The organism is Mesorhizobium sp. M0983 (assembly GCF_040318975.1).
Taxonomy (GTDB): Bacteria; Pseudomonadota; Alphaproteobacteria; order Rhizobiales; family Rhizobiaceae; genus Mesorhizobium.
Genome location: NZ_JAMYNH010000020.1, coordinates 15,343 through 30,830 on the forward strand (window position 1 = coordinate 15,343; position 15,488 = coordinate 30,830).

Genomic DNA, 15,488 nt, shown 5'->3' on the forward strand with positions numbered 1-15,488 from the left:
CCGGAGGCGACATGACCAAGCGCATCGTCATCACCGGAACAGACACCGGAATTGGCAAGACGGTGTTTTCGGCCGGGCTTGCCGGCCTGCTTGACGGTTTTTACTGGAAGCCGGTGCAATCGGGCCTCGACGGCGAGACCGACAGCGAGGCGGTTGCGCGACTTGCCGGGCTGCCGTCGGGGCGCGTGCTGCCGGAAGCCTACCGCTTGAAGAGCCCGCTTTCGCCGCATCGTTCGGCCGAAATCGACGACGTTTCGATCGAGGCTGCCGATCTTTCATTTCCGGTCCTGCCGACACCGCTCGTCATCGAAGGCGCCGGCGGGCTGATGGTGCCGCTGAACCGCCGGACAAGGTTCATCGACATATTCGCACAGTGGCAGCTGCCGGTCATTCTGTGCGCCCGCACCGCGCTCGGAACAATCAATCACACCCTGCTGTCGATCGAGGCCCTGCGGGCGCGCGCTATCCCGCTGGCTGGCATCGCCTTCATCGGCGATGAGATGACCGATACGCAACGGACGATCGTGGAATTCGGCGACGTGCCGCAACTCGGCAGGCTGCCGCACCTCGATCCGCTGACGGACAAAACGCTGAGACAAGCGATGATTGCCGGCTTCGACCTCGCTTTGATTGCCGGAGGCGAATGATGCCGCAATCCCGTGTGTGGCATCCCTTCACCCAGCACGCGCTCGAGCCGGCGATCCCTGAAATCGTCCTGACTGAAGGCGCGTATCTCCACAAAGCCAATGGCGTGCGCATTCTGGACGCCATTTCCTCCTGGTGGGTGGTCACCCATGGCCACCGCCATCCCCGCATCATGAAAGCTATCGAGACGACCGCCTCGAGCCTCGACCAGATCATCTTTGCAGGCTTCACGCACGAGCCAGCCGAATGCTTGGCCAAGGCGCTTGTCGGACTCGCTCCCGCCGGACTCGACTGGGTGTTCTATTCGGACAGCGGCTCGACCTCCGTCGAAGTCGCGCTGAAGATGGCGCTCGGCTATTTCCGCAACACCGGCGCTCCGCGCTCGCGCATCGCCGTCATGGAGCACAGCTATCACGGCGACACCATCGGCACGATGAGCGTCGGCGCCCGCGGCGTGTTTAACGCCGCCTACGAACCCTTGCTGTTCGAGGTCGACACCGTTCCCTTCCCGGCCGCCGGGCGCGAGCAGGAAACACTGGATCGGTTCGAGGCCGTCAGCCGCGACCAGCGCGCCGCCGCCCTGATTGTCGAGCCGCTGGTGCTTGGCGCCGGCGGCATGCTGATGTATCCGGCCTGGGTTGTCACCGAATTGAAGAAGATCGCCGAGACCTCCGGCACGCTGCTGATCGCCGATGAGGTGATGACCGGCTGGGGACGCACCGGAACCATGTTCGCCTGCGAGCAGGCATCGATCTCTCCTGATATCCTTTGCACCTCGAAAGGCTTGACCGGTGGCACCATCCCGCTCGCGGCCACGCTCGCCACCGATGCCATCTTCCAGGCCCACTATTCCGACGATCGGAAGAAGACTTTTTTCCACTCGAGTTCCTACACCGCCAATCCGATTGCCTGTGCGGCAGCACTTGCCAATGTCGAGATCTGGCGCGACGAGCCGGTGACCGAGCGGATCGCGGCCTTGAGCGCGAAGCAGGCCGCCGGGCTTCAACGCTTTCGCCACAATCCCTACTTCACTGACAGCCGGACGACCGGCACCCTCGCGGCCCTCGACCTGCGCGCCGGCTCTGCCGGCTATCTGGCCGAGATCGGGCCGAAGCTGCGCGCATTTTTCCTCGAGCGCGGCCTGCTCGTGCGCCCGCTCGGCAATGTCCTCTACCTTCTGCCGCCCTATTGCATCACCGGCGAGGAACTGGACGGGCTCTATGACGCCATCGAGGAGGCCGGCGAACGCTTCGGTTCGAAGCCATGACCAGGTCGTCGCGCATTCTCGGGTTTGGCCATCATGCGCCTGGGCGCAAAGTGGAGAATGCCGAGATCGAGAACAATCTCGGGCTCGAACCTGGCTGGATCGAGCGGCGCACCGGAATTCGCTCGCGATTCTGGGCAACGGATGAAGATACGCTGTCTGGTCTTGCCACGCAGGCTGGCGACATGGCGCTGGCGAACGCCGGCATTGCGCGCCACGAGATCGGTCTGCTGTTGGTTGCCACCTCGACGCCCGACCATCTTCTGCCGCCCAGTGCACCCCTGGTCGCACACAAGCTCGGCCTTGGCCGCGCAGGCGCGGTCGATCTGACCGGTGCCTGCGCCGGCTTCATCTATGCGCTGATGTTTGCGGACGGATTTACCCGCCTGCACGGCAAAGCGAGCCTTGTTATCGCCGCCAATATCCTCAGCCGCCGCATCAATCCCTCTGAGCGCGCCAGCGCCGTGCTGTTTGCCGATGCCGCCGGCGCCCTCGTGATCGGTCTCTGCGAGGATACTGATCGGGGGATTCTCGGTGCCTCCGTGGATTCGGACGGCTCGCGATACGGGCTGATCCAGATTCCCGCAGGAGGAAGCAACAAGCCGTTCCACGGTGACCTCGACCTCGCGCAAACCCGAATGACGATGACCGACGGCCGCGAAGTGTTCGCAAAGGCCGTCGAGATGATGACCGATTGCTCGATAAGCGCGCTAGCCGCTGCCGGAGTGCGACCACAGGATGTCGACCGGTTCGTGCCGCATCAGGCCAATGCTCGCATTTTCGATGCGGTCGGGCGAAACCTCGGCGTTGCCGATCACCTGATCGTCAAGACGATTGCCGAATACGGCAACGCTTCGGCCGCGACGATCCCGCTCTCACTGTCGCTCGCCAATCAAGCGGAGCCGTTTCGGCCGGGCGAGAAAATACTCCTGGCGGCGGCAGGTGCGGGACTCAGCGGCGGGGCGCTCGTCGTCGGGATTTAGCCCAGCGAAGCTGCTCAACATCAGGACTGGCTCTGTGAGATGAATAGGACAACGGGACCAATGCGAAAATAGTCGCCGGCAAGCTGCACGCATCCACGTCACCGAAGCAAACCTCAACTGCCACGGTTCGATAACGCTCGACCCTGACTACTGCGAAGAAGCCGGGATCCTTGCCAATGGATTCGTGGAGACATGGAGCAAGACTTCCGGCGCGCGCATCTCGACCTATGTCATCCTCGGCGAGCGCGGCTCTCGATGCTGCATCCTCAACGGCGCGGCCGCCCGGACCAGCCAGCCCACTCCATCCATCTGGACGAAGCGCGCATTCCGGATCGTTACATTCGTCATCAACAATGTCGTCGGCTTTCTGACCGATGGCAATGCGCTGACGCGGACGGCGTTGACGATTAGATCGGCAGGGGCGCTTCAGCAGAACTTTCGCCGGTTGATGGAGCAGCAGGAACTGGTGGAGGAGACCGGCGAAAGTGCATTTGATACCGGCGGTCGGCCGGCGAAGCTTTATCGCTTCCGCCACCATGTCCTCGACGAAACGGCGGTCGCCCGGACAAAATTGCCGCTGGCGAGGGCTTGACATCCTTTATACTCAACGTAGAAATATCCCTTATAATCAATTCGATTATAACGAGAAATTCATTCGGACGGTCCGAACCCACGGTCTCGCTCGGGAAGCCCGTATGAGTGGATCGAAGTGATCTTGGAAATGAAACGCCCGAGGACGGGCTTTCAACCTTTGTCGTGAAGAGGTGCCGCGCGAGTGGGCCAATGCCTTGCGGCAACGGTGAAGGATGTATACCGACAATAAACGCATGCGTCAAAGTCGCTATCGAATGTACAGTTCGTCTAAATGCGCGATACGTTCGATTTTTGCGAGTAACACTTGGAGAAGTGTCGCATAAAAGAAACGTTTAATTACATAAGCAGGCAAGCTAAACTTTAAACTTGCACAAATGAGCGTAGGGCGCCCTGTTCCAGGGCGCCTTTTTTAAGGATTATCATTAGACTCTCTCCCGGGGGAACTGTGGGGTGCAGAAACAACGCATCGTCCTGCTGGCAGCTGTTTTGGCGTCTGCCTTTGGCTTTTTTTTGCTGATCCTGATCCTGCAGATGGTCAGTTTTTTGGTTGACTAGGCACGCGCAAGCGGGATGGATCGCGCAGAGACACGCGGAAGTTTTTTTCGCCAGCGAAACCCCGACGACCTGATGGGGAGTCGCGCCAGCAGGGTGGGAGCCACGTCCAGTGCCACCGACCATGCGAGATGCCGATTGTTGGCGCGTCTGTCAGTTCGCGCGGCCATATTCATTCTGGTGCCGATCTGTTGCCTTTTCTGCCTTTCCCATGCGTTTTAGGCCGAGCCAATTTGTGAAGCGGGCGGTCAATGGATCTGCGCCTCGCGATTGCCTGCCGTTGCCTTTTGATCTGGGCGGCATAATCCGAGAGCGAACGCTGCAACCGCGGTTCGAATTGCGCGAAGTTGAACCGGACTTCATGCGCCGTCAGGAACTGGTGGGTTGCGCCGGGAAAGCCGGCGACCATCACAAGGTCGCCTTCCTTGACGCCTGCACAGGCCATGGGTAGCCAACTCTTCGGCCGGTAAGGCACATTGTCGCGCGCATATGGCCGGGAGGAACCATCAGGAGCGACATAGGCGCGATAAAAGCCGAAGTCGCCTGTGTGGCGCGGCCACATCCAATTGTCCGTTTCGCCGCCGAAGTTACCGACGCCGAGCGCGGGCGCATAGACAAGGCGCACGTCCTCGATTTCGAGCTTCTGCTGGAGATAGTAGGAGGCGCCGCCATAATAGGCCCCTACGTCGCAGCGGCGATTGGGCTGTCCTTCACATGCGGCGATCAGGGCCTTGCGGTTCGTGGCGAGCCGCTCATAGCGGGCAAACCCATTCAGCTTGTCCGAGACGCCCTTGAGTATTTCGGCGGTCACATCCCGCATGTCCTCGATCACATGGATTCGGCTGCCTGGCGCCGCGGGCAATTCTTCACCCAGGGCTCTTCGTCAGAAAGCCGTCTGTGAGATAGTCCTGGCCCTCCTTGCTGTAGTATCGGATGGATTCGAACACGCAGTGATGATTGGTTGCGACCAGCCCTTGTGGACTGACGAACGAGGCGGAGCATCCGCCCGGTGATACGATCGCGTTGAGCGGGCCAGCGTCCAGACGGCCCAGCTGGGCGGGATCGATCTGGAGCCCATCCGCGCGCATGGCCGCGCCCACTTCCGCAGTCTGGCCCGGCATCCACATACCTTCGTCCGCCGACGTAGCCGTGACCGTCCAGAGCAAGGCGATAGCAGTTGCTTTGGCCAAACATTTCAAATTCGAGTTCGTGCTGACTGTCGCTCTCATCTTGCCTCCTGTTCTCCGCAGATTGGATTGGTGACTATCGGGATGGCCGGAGTCCTGGCGCCCGCGCGGCGGCCACACCGTAAAGACCGAGTGGACGGTTAACGCAGGAATCCTGATGGCGCTCACCTCTCATTATATCGGTCGCGCGCAACGTTTGCGGATCATTCGCTGCACCAATCGTGCCAAATGAATAAAGCCTTCAGTTGCAAATGGTGAGCCGCCCCATCCATGTCCGATCTCCGACGTCGTTCACGTAAAAGGCTCGGTGCTTCCACGCTCGTTTGCTCTTCGCCCGTCCCTCTTCCGTCTTGACTAGCAGGAGCCTACGGCCTATCTCACTGCCGCGTTAGCACTCGCTTCTGGTGAGTGCTAAACACGCTCCGGCAACGGAGAACCGTTCAACATCCGCACCAGGGAAATCCAAAAATGGCAAAGTCGAATTTCCGGCCGCTGCATGACCGCGTGGTCGTTCGTCGGGTTGAGTCCGAAGCGAAGACCGCCGGCGGGATCATCATCCCCGATACGGCGAAGGAAAAGCCGCAGGAAGGCGAGATCATCGCCGCCGGTTCCGGCGCCCGTGACGAGGTCGGCAAGCTCGTCCCGCTGGACGTCAAGGCCGGCGACCGCATCCTGTTCGGCAAGTGGTCGGGCACCGAAGTCAAGCTCAACGGCGAAGACCTTCTGATCATGAAGGAAGCGGACATCATGGGCGTCATCGGCTGACACGCCGCCGCCTTTCATCCGCACCATCCAATCTGAATTTCGGGCGAAATGCCCAGGAGTAAAAAATGGCTGCCAAAGACGTAAAATTCTCCCGCGACGCTCGTGAGCGCATGCTGCGCGGCGTCAACATCCTCGCCGACGCGGTGAAGGTCACGCTCGGCCCCAAGGGCCGCAACGTCGTCATCGACAAGTCGTTCGGCGCACCGCGCATCACCAAGGACGGCGTCACCGTCGCCAAGGAAATCGAGCTTGAGGACAAGTTCGAAAACATGGGCGCGCAGATGGTCCGCGAAGTTGCTTCGAAGACCAACGACATCGCCGGCGACGGCACCACCACCGCGACCGTTCTGGCACAGTCGATCGTCCAGGAAGGCCACAAGTCGGTTGCCGCCGGCATGAACCCGATGGACCTCAAGCGCGGCATCGACCTCGCCGTCGCCGACGTCGTCGCGACGCTGATCAAGAACGCCAAGAAGATCAAGACCTCGGAAGAGGTTGCCCAGGTCGGCACCATCGCCGGCAATGGCGACGTGTCGGTCGGCTCGATGATCGCGGAAGCGATGCAGAAGGTCGGCAATGAGGGCGTCATCACCGTCGAGGAAGCAAAGACCGCCGAGACCGAGCTTGAAGTCGTTGAAGGCATGCAGTTCGACCGCGGCTATCTCTCGCCCTACTTCGTCACCAACGCCGAGAAGATGGTTGCGGATCTGGAAGACGCCTACATTCTTCTCCACGAGAAGAAGCTCTCCAACCTGCAGGCCATGCTGCCGATCCTCGAGGCCGTCGTGCAGACCTCGAAGCCGCTGGTCATCATCTCGGAAGATGTCGAAGGCGAGGCCCTGGCCACGCTGGTCGTCAACAAGCTGCGCGGCGGCCTGAAAATCGCCGCCGTCAAGGCGCCGGGCTTTGGTGATCGCCGCAAGGCCATGCTGGAAGACATCGCCATTCTCACCGGTGGCCAGGTCATCTCCGAAGACCTCGGCATCAAGCTCGAGAATGTCGGCCTCAACATGCTCGGCCGCGCCAAGAAGGTGTCGATCTCCAAGGAGAACACCACCATCGTCGACGGCGCCGGCAAGAAGGCCGAGATCCAGGGCCGCGTCGCCCAGATCAAGCAGCAGATCGAGGAGACCACCTCGGACTACGACAAGGAGAAGCTGCAGGAACGTCTCGCCAAGCTGGCGGGCGGCGTTGCCGTCATCCGCGTCGGCGGTGCGACCGAAGTGGAAGTCAAGGAAAAGAAGGACCGCGTCGATGACGCCCTCAACGCTACCCGCGCGGCCGTCGAAGAAGGCATCGTTCCCGGCGGCGGCGTCGCCCTGCTGCGCGCTTCGCTGGCCATCACCGTCACCGGCGCTAACTCCGACCAGACCGCGGGCATCGCAATCGTGCGTCGCGCGCTGCAGGCTCCGGCCCGCCAGATCGCGGCCAACGCCGGTGCGGAAGCATCGATCGTTGCCGGCAAGATCCTTGAGAACAAGGGCGCGACGTTCGGCTACAACGCCCAGACCGGCGAATATGGCGACATGATCGCCATGGGTATCGTCGATCCGGTCAAGGTTGTGCGCACGGCTCTGCAGGACGCGGCCTCGGTCGCCGGCCTGCTGGTCACCACCGAAGCTATGATCGCCGAGGCTCCGAAGAAGGAGTCGGCTGGCGGCGGCATGCCGGCTGGTATGCCCGGCGGTGGCATGGGCGGCATGGGCGGCATGGGCGGTATGGATTTCTAATCCAGCCCCCTATCAACCTACAGCGGAAAGGGCGGCAGCAATGCCGCCCTTTTTTGTGTGCCGAGCATGATCGACAGCTTGGAGGTGCAAGTCCTCTACCCAGCTGATGGCGGCGAAGCGCAACGGCGTCGTCGTGAGACGGGTCTGGCCGTGTCCTTTCGTTCAGCCGCTGGTCGAAACTCACGATCATCGTGCTGCCTTCCGCCGTGCCGTGGATCTTTACAGGGCTGCGAGAAGGCCTTGCCAACGGCTGGCAGACCCTGGTTGCGGTAGAACTCATCGCATCGTTCGAAGGGCTCCGATTACCTGAAGGCCTATGGTCGTCAGCTCTTTCAATTTGAACTCGTTCTTTCGGCCATGATCGTGGTCGGCCTGACCGAATTGGTGATCCACGGCCTGCTCACGCTTGCCGAAAACTATCTGCAACGCTGGCGTCCGGAGACCCACGATCAGCCTGATCACGATTGCAGGTCGGGATAGGCTGTCGCACGGCGCTTCCATCGCACCGCCGGCCTTCCGCTTCATCGGCCGACATCTGCGGCCGCTTGCGGTGTCGATGGCGCTGCTCGCGATTTGGGAGTTGCTCGCCCATGCCGGCGCTGCTGACCCACGTTTTCTACCGCGGCTGGGAGAGGTGGCGGCCCGCGGCATGGCAGAGTTCAGCCGAGGTGGCCTCGGCTCCAATCTTCTGGCGAGCCTGGAACGTGACCTGATCGGTTTCGTGTGTGGCAGTGTGGCGGAATCGCGCTTGGTCCGGCGATCGGATTTTCCCGCCTTATCGAACGCCTGAGAGGCTCGTGGTCGCGGTTGTGTTACCGCTATTACGTGACCTGATCACGTTGACGATGCCAGCACCTACATTGGCCACTTTCTGGACCATGTACGTCACATCAGGCTCCCCCGCCCGATCGACACGAGCCGGCTCTGTAACCACGCCGCCGTCATATAGCGGTTCCACGACGGCACTGGCGGCAGTCGTCTTCTCAGCGGCTACTGGTGGACGTTTCAGCAGCCAACGAATCCGATGGTGGCAAGGACAGGTAGACCAAGCACCGCGTAGAAGCCGTACTCCGCTGGAGTTCGCCTCGGAAGTGGAGCGACAAGGGCCTGATTTGTCTTGCCATGCCGACATTGTCAGCACGCTTTTCGAAGCCTCTGAATTCCTTAGTGTCCATCCCAGCTCGACCTCCGACCATCCCCATTTCCGGCTGCCCGCGGCACGGCAGCCCTCGGCCTCTAGCTGCGCTCGAGCGGATCAGCGTGCCGTCTGCCTTCTCTGGCCGATCAAAATGTCTGCACCCATTTGGCAATGGCCGTTTCGCGCAAAAGTATTCCCCCGTGAGCCGACTTTCCGAATTGGCTTAACTTCCAAATCTGTGGCTTTGCCTGCATTGCGGAGCGCGGAGTTCCGACCACTCGCCCAAGGGTATGCCATGGCGTTTCGTCTCTTTGTTCCGATCCTTGCCGGTGCAACGCTGCGCGAGCGGCTGCTCGCCTGCATCGGGGCCATGATCGGCATCGCATTGACTGGCGTGATCAGTGCGCTGGCGAACGGGTCTGGCCCACATGTCGCACTGCTAGTTGCTCCAATGGGAGCATCGGCCGTGCTGCTCTTTGCCGTGCCTTCAAGCCCGCTGGCGCAACCTTGGTCGATTATCGGTGGCAATACGATTTCGGCGCTGGTCGGGGTGATCGTGGCGCATTTCGTGCGTGAACCCGTTCTTGCTACCGGCATTGCGGTGGCGCTGGCCATCGCCGCCATGTCGTTCACGCGCTGCCTGCATCCGCCGGGTGGCGCCGCCGCCTTAACTGCGGTGTTCGGCGGACCGGCCGTCTTCAGTTCCGGCTTGCTGTTTCCCTTCGTTCCGGTAGCGCTGAACTCGATCGTGCTGGTCGCACTCGGCTACGGCATCCATAAACTGTCGCGGCGCAACTATCCACATGTGGCGGCCCCCGCCCTTAAAAGCGCGCATGGAACCATCGATCCGCCGGCGCGGGAGCGGGTCGGCTTCCAGCCCGAGGATATCGATGCCGCGCTCGGCGCGCTGGAGGAAACCTTCGATATCGACCGCAACGATCTTGAGCGGCTGCTGCGGCAGGTCGAGTTGCAGGCGATGGTGCGCTCCCACCGCACCCTGCTGTGCGAGGACATCATGTCGCGCGATGTGATTTCGGTCGATGAACATGCGCCTGCCGACCAGGCGCGTCACTTGCTGCTCGATCACAACATCCGGACGCTGCCGGTGACCGACGCCGAGGGCGGGCTGGTCGGTGTAGTTGGCCTGCGCGAGCTGACGAAGGCGACCGACGCGGTGAGGGCTGTGATGTCGAAGGCTGGCACCGCCTCTCCCGATACGCGGGCCATGAGCCTGCTGCCGGTGCTCACCGACGGCCGCAGCCATGCCGTGGTCATCGTCGATGCCGAGCGACGCATTATTGGGCTGATCACCCAGACCGACCTGCTGGCAGCGGCAGCGCGCGTGCACATGGCGGACACAACGCTGGCAGCGGCATAAAATAGGGATCCGGACTTGCTCAATCCGGGAACCCGATGGGGCGCCAATAGGATAGCAGTATGGCGGCCGCCCGACGCTCTCCGGCATCTCCTTCGAGGCGAGCAATGCATCGCCGTCTAGGCAAGGCGAATGCTCCGGACTTCCCAGCCTTTCTTGCCTTGCCCGCCTTCGACAAACACCTTCTGTCCCGCCACCAGCACGCTGAGCCCTGAGCGCGTCAGGGCGCTGGCATGAACGAAGACGTCCTTCTCACCGTTGTCAGGAGCAATGAAGCCGAAGCCCTTTTCGGGTTTGTACCACTTGACCGTGCCCCCCCTCTCCAGCTGCGCACCGGTTTCAACGAAGGTCCCTCCAGCGACGCGCGTATGTGACGGAGTTTTCGAGCGGTGATCGCCGATCTCCAGCACCTGCGCGACTTGATGACCTTTTGGACTTTTTTCGACCGTGATCTTGAGAGGCGTCCCCGCGGCAACATCCCGGCTTCCGGCCGCCTCTAACACTCGCACGTGCAGATAGGCCTCCGTGCCGTCCGACAGTTTGACGAAGCCAAAACCCTTGCTGACTGTGAACCACAATACCTCCGCATCGACAGGATCTGCCGTCACGGGCGGCGGGCGCTGAAAATAGCTTGGCTCGGAAGTCCGTTCCGAAAAGGAAACGGGGTCATCGTCATAGCGATGCCGGCGTGGCTCGCGATGGTCTCGATATTTGCCCATGATCATCTCGACTGGCATGGATGGCGCACTGCGCTACCGTCAAGATAATCTCAATCGGGCGACGCGTTTATGTCAAAAAGGCCGTGAAGGCCGCAGCTGTGCCCGGCCTATCGGCCGAACCCTTTGAAACTAGATTCATTTCCCCTGAAACAATAGTGCCGGCGAGTCGATTTACTGACTCGCATAGGTTGTGTTGGAGCGAGAGTGCGATGATGCTGGCGCGGGCGCACTGGAAGGGCTTTATCAGGCATTGCGGAAAGCCTGCTCCGGGTTTCTTCAAAAGGAACCGAACGGCGGGTCGACGACCATTTGCGCCGGCTCCAGGCCACGGGGCAGGCCTGACCGTGCATGATCATCATCTCCAGCGTCACGCCCAGCGTCGACGCCAAGCCGTGGAGAACCATGCCGCGCTGTCGCCGACGAGAACAACGTCGCAATGTCGATCGACGAGCTTTGAATCGGCGCACTCAATGGGCCTCCTTCCCCAAGCACGGATGTCGCGTTGGCACTTTTTGTGCAGCTGCGAAGAGCTAAAATCGCCACGACGGGTGGTGTTGACGCGCCGACAATTATCAGACAAAAACGGAATTCAATCGGTTCAGCCGCCTACGCGGCAGGGCTCTGCTCAACGACCTCGGGGACCATGGACGATCGCGCAAAAGGGATTAGGAAAGGCGGAGCTGGAGGCAAGGCCAACGACGTCAATGCGGACTTGATCGCCGTTGTGGTCGCCATGGACAGCAGCGCCCCCTGCGTTCTGACCATCCCGCAGGCAAACGCCCTGCCCTCCGGCCCGTTCGAGCTTGCTCACCGTTCGCTGCAGTCGGGCCTCAGAGGATGGGTGGAACAACAGACCGGCCAGCCGCTCGGCTATATCGAACAGCTCTACACCTTCGCCGATCGCGACAGGGTTGGCGCTGACGACCGCGTGGTCTCTATCAGCTATCTGGCGCTCACCCACCAAGACGAAGCTGGCGACCCGGCCGGGCGACACTGGGGAAGCTGGTACGACTATTTCCCGTGGGAGGATCACCGCTCCGGCACACCGGCGGTCGTGTTGGACGAATTGCGGCCGCGCCTGATGGAATGGGCGGATGGCACTGACGACGGTACGACACGCCTCGACCGACGACGGCGGGCGGCGATCGCCTTCGGCTTTGACGACCGCCATTGGAACGAGGAACTCGCGCTTCAACGTTATGAGCTGCTCTACGAAGCCGCCCTGGTGGAGGAAGCAATACGCGCCGGACATTCCGCTGCGCCCACCTCGGTGTCGGGCAGATCGATGATCGCCGATCATCGTCGCATCCTGGCGACCGGCATTGCGCGGCTGCGCTCCAAGATCAAATACCGGCCGGTCGTATTCGAACTGATGCCGCCGGTCTTCACGCTTTTGCAGCTGCAGCGCACCGTGGAGGCGCTTGCCGGCAGGCTCGTACGTAAGCCGAACTTTCGCCGGCTAATCGAGCAGCAGGAGCTGGTCGAGGAAACCGGTGAGACAACCGCGGAAACCGGCGGCCGGCCGGCGCAACTTTATCGCTTCCGTCACGCCGTTCTCGACGAGAGGGTGATAGCCGGAACAAAATTGCCGCTCTCGCGGGCTTGACCCGCCTTGCGCCAGCAGCCCTGACGATGTCGCGGATGGCTTGGCCCTTGTGAGAACCGGGATTGTCGAGAATGACGATGTCGCCCGGCTTCAGTGTTTTGTTGAGTTCGGTTTCGACATAGACGCGAAAGGCCTGCGTATTGATGGGTCCGTCAATGACCCAAGGCGCCTCCACCCGATCCTGCCGCAGCGCGGTGATGAAGGTCATCGTCTTCCAATGGCCATATGGTGCGTGGGCCATCAGCCGCTTGCCGCGCACACCCCAGCCGCGCAACGGCGCCATGTTGGTCTTGACCCATGTTTCATCCAGGAAGACCAGCCGCGTAGGGTCAATGCGGGTCTGTGTCGATCGCCGAGATCCGGCGCGGCGCTGCCCTCATGGACAAAGGTCGGAAACGTGACGCACTGGCCGAATGGCTCGCCCGGGACCTGCCGCAGCGCTTCGAGTCGAGAGTCCTGCCGGTGGACGAACTGGTTGCCTTGGCCTGGGGCGACCTGACGGGCCTCGCGAAGCGGCGTGGCCGCGGTCTGTCATCGACGGACGGGCTGATCGCAGCCACCGCGATCTCCTGACCCATCACATGGCGGGGATCTTCATGCGCTGACGGCGAAACACCCAGATATCCCGCACCTACCACGATCAATATGGAAACGCCTCGGTGGCAAGCCACGAGGTCGATGTCATTGAAGATGAGATGAAATAGGCGGATCAGCTCTGCTTTTCGCATCCTTGACGCGCGCTTCATGACAGGCCTCGGCCAAGGGCGTCGAGTTTAGCTTCCGGTTGGATGCTTGCCCTCACCTGGGGCTATGCTTACGGCCATCCCGATCGAGAAAAGCATCGAACGCGGCAGCGACAGCACGAATCACAAAGCGATGCTCCCGCCGTACGCGAACAAAACCGTTTTCGAAGTCCACTATCCCGTCCTCGGCCAGCATCGCCAAGCGTTCAGCTGAATCGAGAAGACGGATCGGATCAGATCCGTGGGCGGCACAGATTGCCTGCACATCGGCCTCGAGATCGCACATTAGTTGCTCGATAATTGCGGCTCGCACGCGGTCGTCGTCGGTGAGGCGATAGCCCTTTGACGTCGCCAGACGGCCAGCTGCGATATGCTGGATGTAGGAATCCCGTGTAACTTCGTTTTGAACGTACCCTTGGCCGATGCGGCCGATAGCCGACGCTCCGAAACCGATCAGGGTTCTGCAGGTGTCGGCCGAGTAGCCCAACGAGTTACGCCGCAGGCGACCGGTTTTCTGTGCCAGCGCGAGCTCGTCGTCCGGCAAGGCGAAATGGTCGAGCCCGATCTCTCGGTAGCCGGCGGCAATCAGCGTCACGGCCACAGCCGCATGCTGTTCAGCGCGGGCAGCGCTGTCCGGCAGAAATTCCTCCTCGATGAGGCGCTGATTCTTTATCTGGGATGGAATGTGCGAGTACCCGAACACCGCAAGCCGGTCGGGGCGCATGGCGACCACCGCCCTCGCTGTCTCGACGCAGGATTGCACCGTTTGATGCGGGAGACCAAAGATGAGATCGAAGTTGATGCGGCTCACGCCGTGCCGACGCAGCATTTCCACGGCAGCCGACGTCTGGGCCTCGCTCTGGATCCGGTTGATCGCTTTTTGAACGATTGGATCGAAGCTCTGCACGCCGAGGCTCGCGCGGTTCACGCCGGCCGCTCCTAAGGCCTCGGCCATCTCGACCGTGAACGTGCGTGGATCGATCTCGATGGCGACCGTAGCTGTTTTCGACAGAGCGAAGCGGCGTCGCAGGAACTCTATCAGAGCGAGGAACTCGGGTGGTCCTATGAGAGACGGAGTTCCGCCGCCGAAATGTATGTCGCTCACGGGCAACGTCTGCGGCACTCGCTCCGCAACCAGACGGATCTCTTCACGCACGGTCGCCAGATAGTTGAGGATCGGCGCATCATGGCGGGTGATGGTGGTGGGAAAGCCGCAATACCAGCACGCTGATCGGCAGAACGGAACGTGCAGATAGAGTGACACCGGACCGTCAGCCGGCAGGTTCTTGAGCCATTCCTCATAAGCCTCGGCGCCGACCGCCCCAGAGAACTCCGACACAGTCGGATAGATAGTGTACCAAGGCAGCCGGGCCTCTCGATATTTCGTGGTCTGCAACAGTTACCGTCCCATGCTGATAACCACCAACCTTACCGCTGCGCTCGCCTGTGTCTTTGCGCTATGTCAGTCCGTTCCGCTTTGGGCTCGAAACTTGTATTTCGCAGCAATAGCGGCCGTTCAATCTTGGCTGGACGGTCAGCGACTGGCCATGGCTGTTCCCGCCGCGACCCTCACGCGTGACCGTTTGGTTCCACCATCCCTTCCCTTCAGCCAGCGCCTGGTCGCGTAGATTCTGCTGAGCGGCTGCCGCATCCAACGAGATAACACCGCGTTGGGACCAGACTTTGCTCGCCAGCTAGCGCAGCCCCATGGTGATCTCTGGCATCTCGATGAGCTCGTTTTGTGAATTGCTGGCAAGAAGCATTAGCTGTGGCGCGCCGTCTATCAGGACGAGAGCCTGCTCGACGCGACCGTCAGGTCCGCCGCAATGCCAAGGCTGGCGCGCCTACTGACTCCCTGGTGAAGGCAAGGCTGCGCGTTCAGCGCGTGATTACCGACCATCGCGCTCGCCAAAATGACGGCGTCGTACCGAGCGGCGCCCGCCGCATGATGTCTCAACGTCGGGGCTCACAGCAAACAAAGCTGTCGCCATTGAACGAAACTGTCGCGAAGCGAACAGACGAACCGTAGCCGAAACGTTTGCCGTTCGTGCTTGGATTGATCCGCAAGGCAGAAAGGAAGGAAGAGCCAAGCAAGGTCCGCCGGCACACTTGAGCTTCAAGCCGCAGCTGCGTCGTCAGGATGGCACGTCATTTGCAATAGAAGCCTTTGTGACGGCCCGCCCACAA

General features: G+C 61.4%; 12 protein-coding genes and 6 pseudogenes. 12 read left to right on the forward strand and 6 right to left on the reverse strand.

Going from position 1 to position 15,488, the window contains the following annotated elements; translation table 11 throughout:
- Positions 1–11 precede the first annotated feature (11 nt).
- The 5 genes and pseudogenes from bioD to NKH71_RS33515 all read left to right on the forward strand — a co-directional run.
- Positions 12–647, forward strand: a complete 636-nt coding sequence (bioD, locus tag NKH71_RS26565) for a dethiobiotin synthase (RefSeq protein ID WP_352484144.1) — start codon at positions 12–14, stop codon at positions 645–647.
- On the forward strand, positions 647–1,912 hold the full coding sequence (locus tag NKH71_RS26570; protein WP_352895418.1) for an adenosylmethionine--8-amino-7-oxononanoate transaminase: 1,266 nt from the start codon (positions 647–649) through the stop codon (positions 1,910–1,912). Before bioD ends, NKH71_RS26570 begins: the two co-directional genes overlap by 1 nt.
- A complete protein-coding gene (bioZ, locus tag NKH71_RS26575) occupies positions 1,909–2,892 on the forward strand; it encodes a 3-oxopimeloyl-[acyl-carrier-protein] synthase BioZ (RefSeq protein WP_352895419.1) in 984 nt (327 codons plus the stop codon). Before NKH71_RS26570 ends, bioZ begins: the two co-directional genes overlap by 4 nt.
- Positions 2,893–2,960: 68 nt before the next feature.
- Positions 2,961–3,197: pseudogene (locus NKH71_RS26580) on the forward strand (aspartate 1-decarboxylase); the annotation flags it as partial.
- Between the two features lie 125 nt (positions 3,198–3,322).
- Positions 3,323–3,484, forward strand: a pseudogene (locus NKH71_RS33515) (NrtR DNA-binding winged helix domain-containing protein); the annotation flags it as partial.
- 726 nt (positions 3,485–4,210) lie between these two features.
- Here the strand turns inward: NKH71_RS33515 and NKH71_RS26585 are convergent.
- Both NKH71_RS26585 and NKH71_RS26590 read right to left on the reverse strand, forming a co-directional pair.
- Positions 4,211–4,858 carry a S46 family peptidase gene (locus tag NKH71_RS26585; protein WP_352895420.1) on the reverse strand — a complete coding sequence of 216 codons (648 nt, stop codon included), beginning with the start codon at positions 4,856–4,858 and terminating at the stop codon, positions 4,211–4,213.
- Positions 4,859–4,904: 46 nt separating this feature from the next.
- Positions 4,905–5,267: a S46 family peptidase gene (locus NKH71_RS26590; RefSeq protein WP_352484140.1), complete on the reverse strand. Its 363-nt coding sequence runs from the start codon at positions 5,265–5,267 to the stop codon at positions 4,905–4,907.
- A gap of 426 nt (positions 5,268–5,693) precedes the next feature.
- On the opposite strand from NKH71_RS26590, the gene groES reads away from it, so the two are divergent.
- From groES to NKH71_RS26615, 5 genes and pseudogenes are all read left to right on the forward strand, one after another.
- Positions 5,694–5,990 carry a co-chaperone GroES gene (groES, locus tag NKH71_RS26595; RefSeq protein ID WP_352844357.1) on the forward strand — a complete coding sequence of 99 codons (297 nt, stop codon included), beginning with the start codon at positions 5,694–5,696 and terminating at the stop codon, positions 5,988–5,990.
- Positions 5,991–6,055: 65 nt separating this feature from the next.
- Positions 6,056–7,720, forward strand: a complete 1,665-nt coding sequence (groL, locus tag NKH71_RS26600) for a chaperonin GroEL (RefSeq protein ID WP_352895421.1) — start codon at positions 6,056–6,058, stop codon at positions 7,718–7,720.
- A 161-nt stretch (positions 7,721–7,881) separates the two neighbouring features.
- Positions 7,882–8,061: pseudogene (locus NKH71_RS26605) on the forward strand (hypothetical protein); the annotation flags it as partial.
- A 65-nt stretch (positions 8,062–8,126) separates the two neighbouring features.
- On the forward strand, positions 8,127–8,510 hold the full coding sequence (locus NKH71_RS26610) for an ABC transporter permease family protein (protein WP_352484137.1): 384 nt from the start codon (positions 8,127–8,129) through the stop codon (positions 8,508–8,510).
- A gap of 643 nt (positions 8,511–9,153) precedes the next feature.
- Positions 9,154–10,236: an HPP family protein gene (locus NKH71_RS26615; RefSeq protein WP_352895422.1), complete on the forward strand. Its 1,083-nt coding sequence runs from the start codon at positions 9,154–9,156 to the stop codon at positions 10,234–10,236.
- 116 nt (positions 10,237–10,352) lie between these two features.
- On the opposite strand, the gene NKH71_RS26620 is transcribed toward NKH71_RS26615, so the two are convergent.
- Together NKH71_RS26620 and NKH71_RS26625 are read right to left on the reverse strand one after the other, a co-directional pair.
- Complete coding sequence (locus tag NKH71_RS26620) at positions 10,353–10,970, reverse strand: cold-shock protein (RefSeq protein ID WP_352895423.1); 618 nt, start codon at positions 10,968–10,970, stop codon at positions 10,353–10,355.
- A 261-nt stretch (positions 10,971–11,231) separates the two neighbouring features.
- Positions 11,232–11,448 (reverse strand): annotated as a pseudogene (locus NKH71_RS26625) (3-methyl-2-oxobutanoate hydroxymethyltransferase); the annotation flags it as partial.
- 147 nt (positions 11,449–11,595) lie between these two features.
- Between NKH71_RS26625 and NKH71_RS26630 the strand changes: the two are divergent.
- Positions 11,596–12,558: an NUDIX hydrolase gene (locus NKH71_RS26630; RefSeq protein WP_352469024.1), complete on the forward strand. Its 963-nt coding sequence runs from the start codon at positions 11,596–11,598 to the stop codon at positions 12,556–12,558.
- A 4-nt stretch (positions 12,559–12,562) separates the two neighbouring features.
- On the opposite strand, the pseudogene NKH71_RS26635 reads toward NKH71_RS26630, so the two are convergent.
- Positions 12,563–12,904 (reverse strand): annotated as a pseudogene (locus tag NKH71_RS26635) (transposase); the annotation flags it as partial.
- Here NKH71_RS26635 and NKH71_RS26640 point away from each other — a divergent pair.
- Positions 12,901–13,128, forward strand: a pseudogene (locus tag NKH71_RS26640) (PIN domain-containing protein); the annotation flags it as partial. The pseudogenes NKH71_RS26635 and NKH71_RS26640 sit on opposite strands and share 4 nt — an antisense overlap.
- A 228-nt stretch (positions 13,129–13,356) precedes the next feature.
- Here the strand turns inward: NKH71_RS26640 and hemN are convergent.
- Positions 13,357–14,697 (reverse strand): oxygen-independent coproporphyrinogen III oxidase, encoded by a 1,341-nt coding sequence (hemN, locus tag NKH71_RS26645; RefSeq protein WP_023721405.1) that lies wholly within the window; start codon positions 14,695–14,697, stop codon positions 13,357–13,359.
- Between the last annotated feature and the right edge of the window lie 791 nt (positions 14,698–15,488).

Bases quoted from the DNA above. Each gene is read 5' to 3' on its own strand.
- bioD (WP_352484144.1), top strand. From the start codon at position 12: ATGACCAAGCGCATCGTCATCACCGGAACAGACACCGGAATTGGCAAG.
- NKH71_RS26570 (WP_352895418.1), top strand. From the start codon at position 647: ATGCCGCAATCCCGTGTGTGGCATCCCTTCACCCAGCACGCGCTCGAG.
- bioZ (WP_352895419.1), top strand. From the start codon at position 1,909: ATGACCAGGTCGTCGCGCATTCTCGGGTTTGGCCATCATGCGCCTGGG.
- NKH71_RS26585 (WP_352895420.1), bottom strand. From the start codon at position 4,858: ATGCGGGATGTGACCGCCGAAATACTCAAGGGCGTCTCGGACAAGCTG.
- NKH71_RS26590 (WP_352484140.1), bottom strand. From the start codon at position 5,267: ATGAGAGCGACAGTCAGCACGAACTCGAATTTGAAATGTTTGGCCAAA.
- groES (WP_352844357.1), top strand. From the start codon at position 5,694: ATGGCAAAGTCGAATTTCCGGCCGCTGCATGACCGCGTGGTCGTTCGT.
- groL (WP_352895421.1), top strand. From the start codon at position 6,056: ATGGCTGCCAAAGACGTAAAATTCTCCCGCGACGCTCGTGAGCGCATG.
- NKH71_RS26615 (WP_352895422.1), top strand. From the start codon at position 9,154: ATGGCGTTTCGTCTCTTTGTTCCGATCCTTGCCGGTGCAACGCTGCGC.
- NKH71_RS26620 (WP_352895423.1), bottom strand. From the start codon at position 10,970: ATGCCAGTCGAGATGATCATGGGCAAATATCGAGACCATCGCGAGCCA.
- NKH71_RS26630 (WP_352469024.1), top strand. From the start codon at position 11,596: ATGGACGATCGCGCAAAAGGGATTAGGAAAGGCGGAGCTGGAGGCAAG.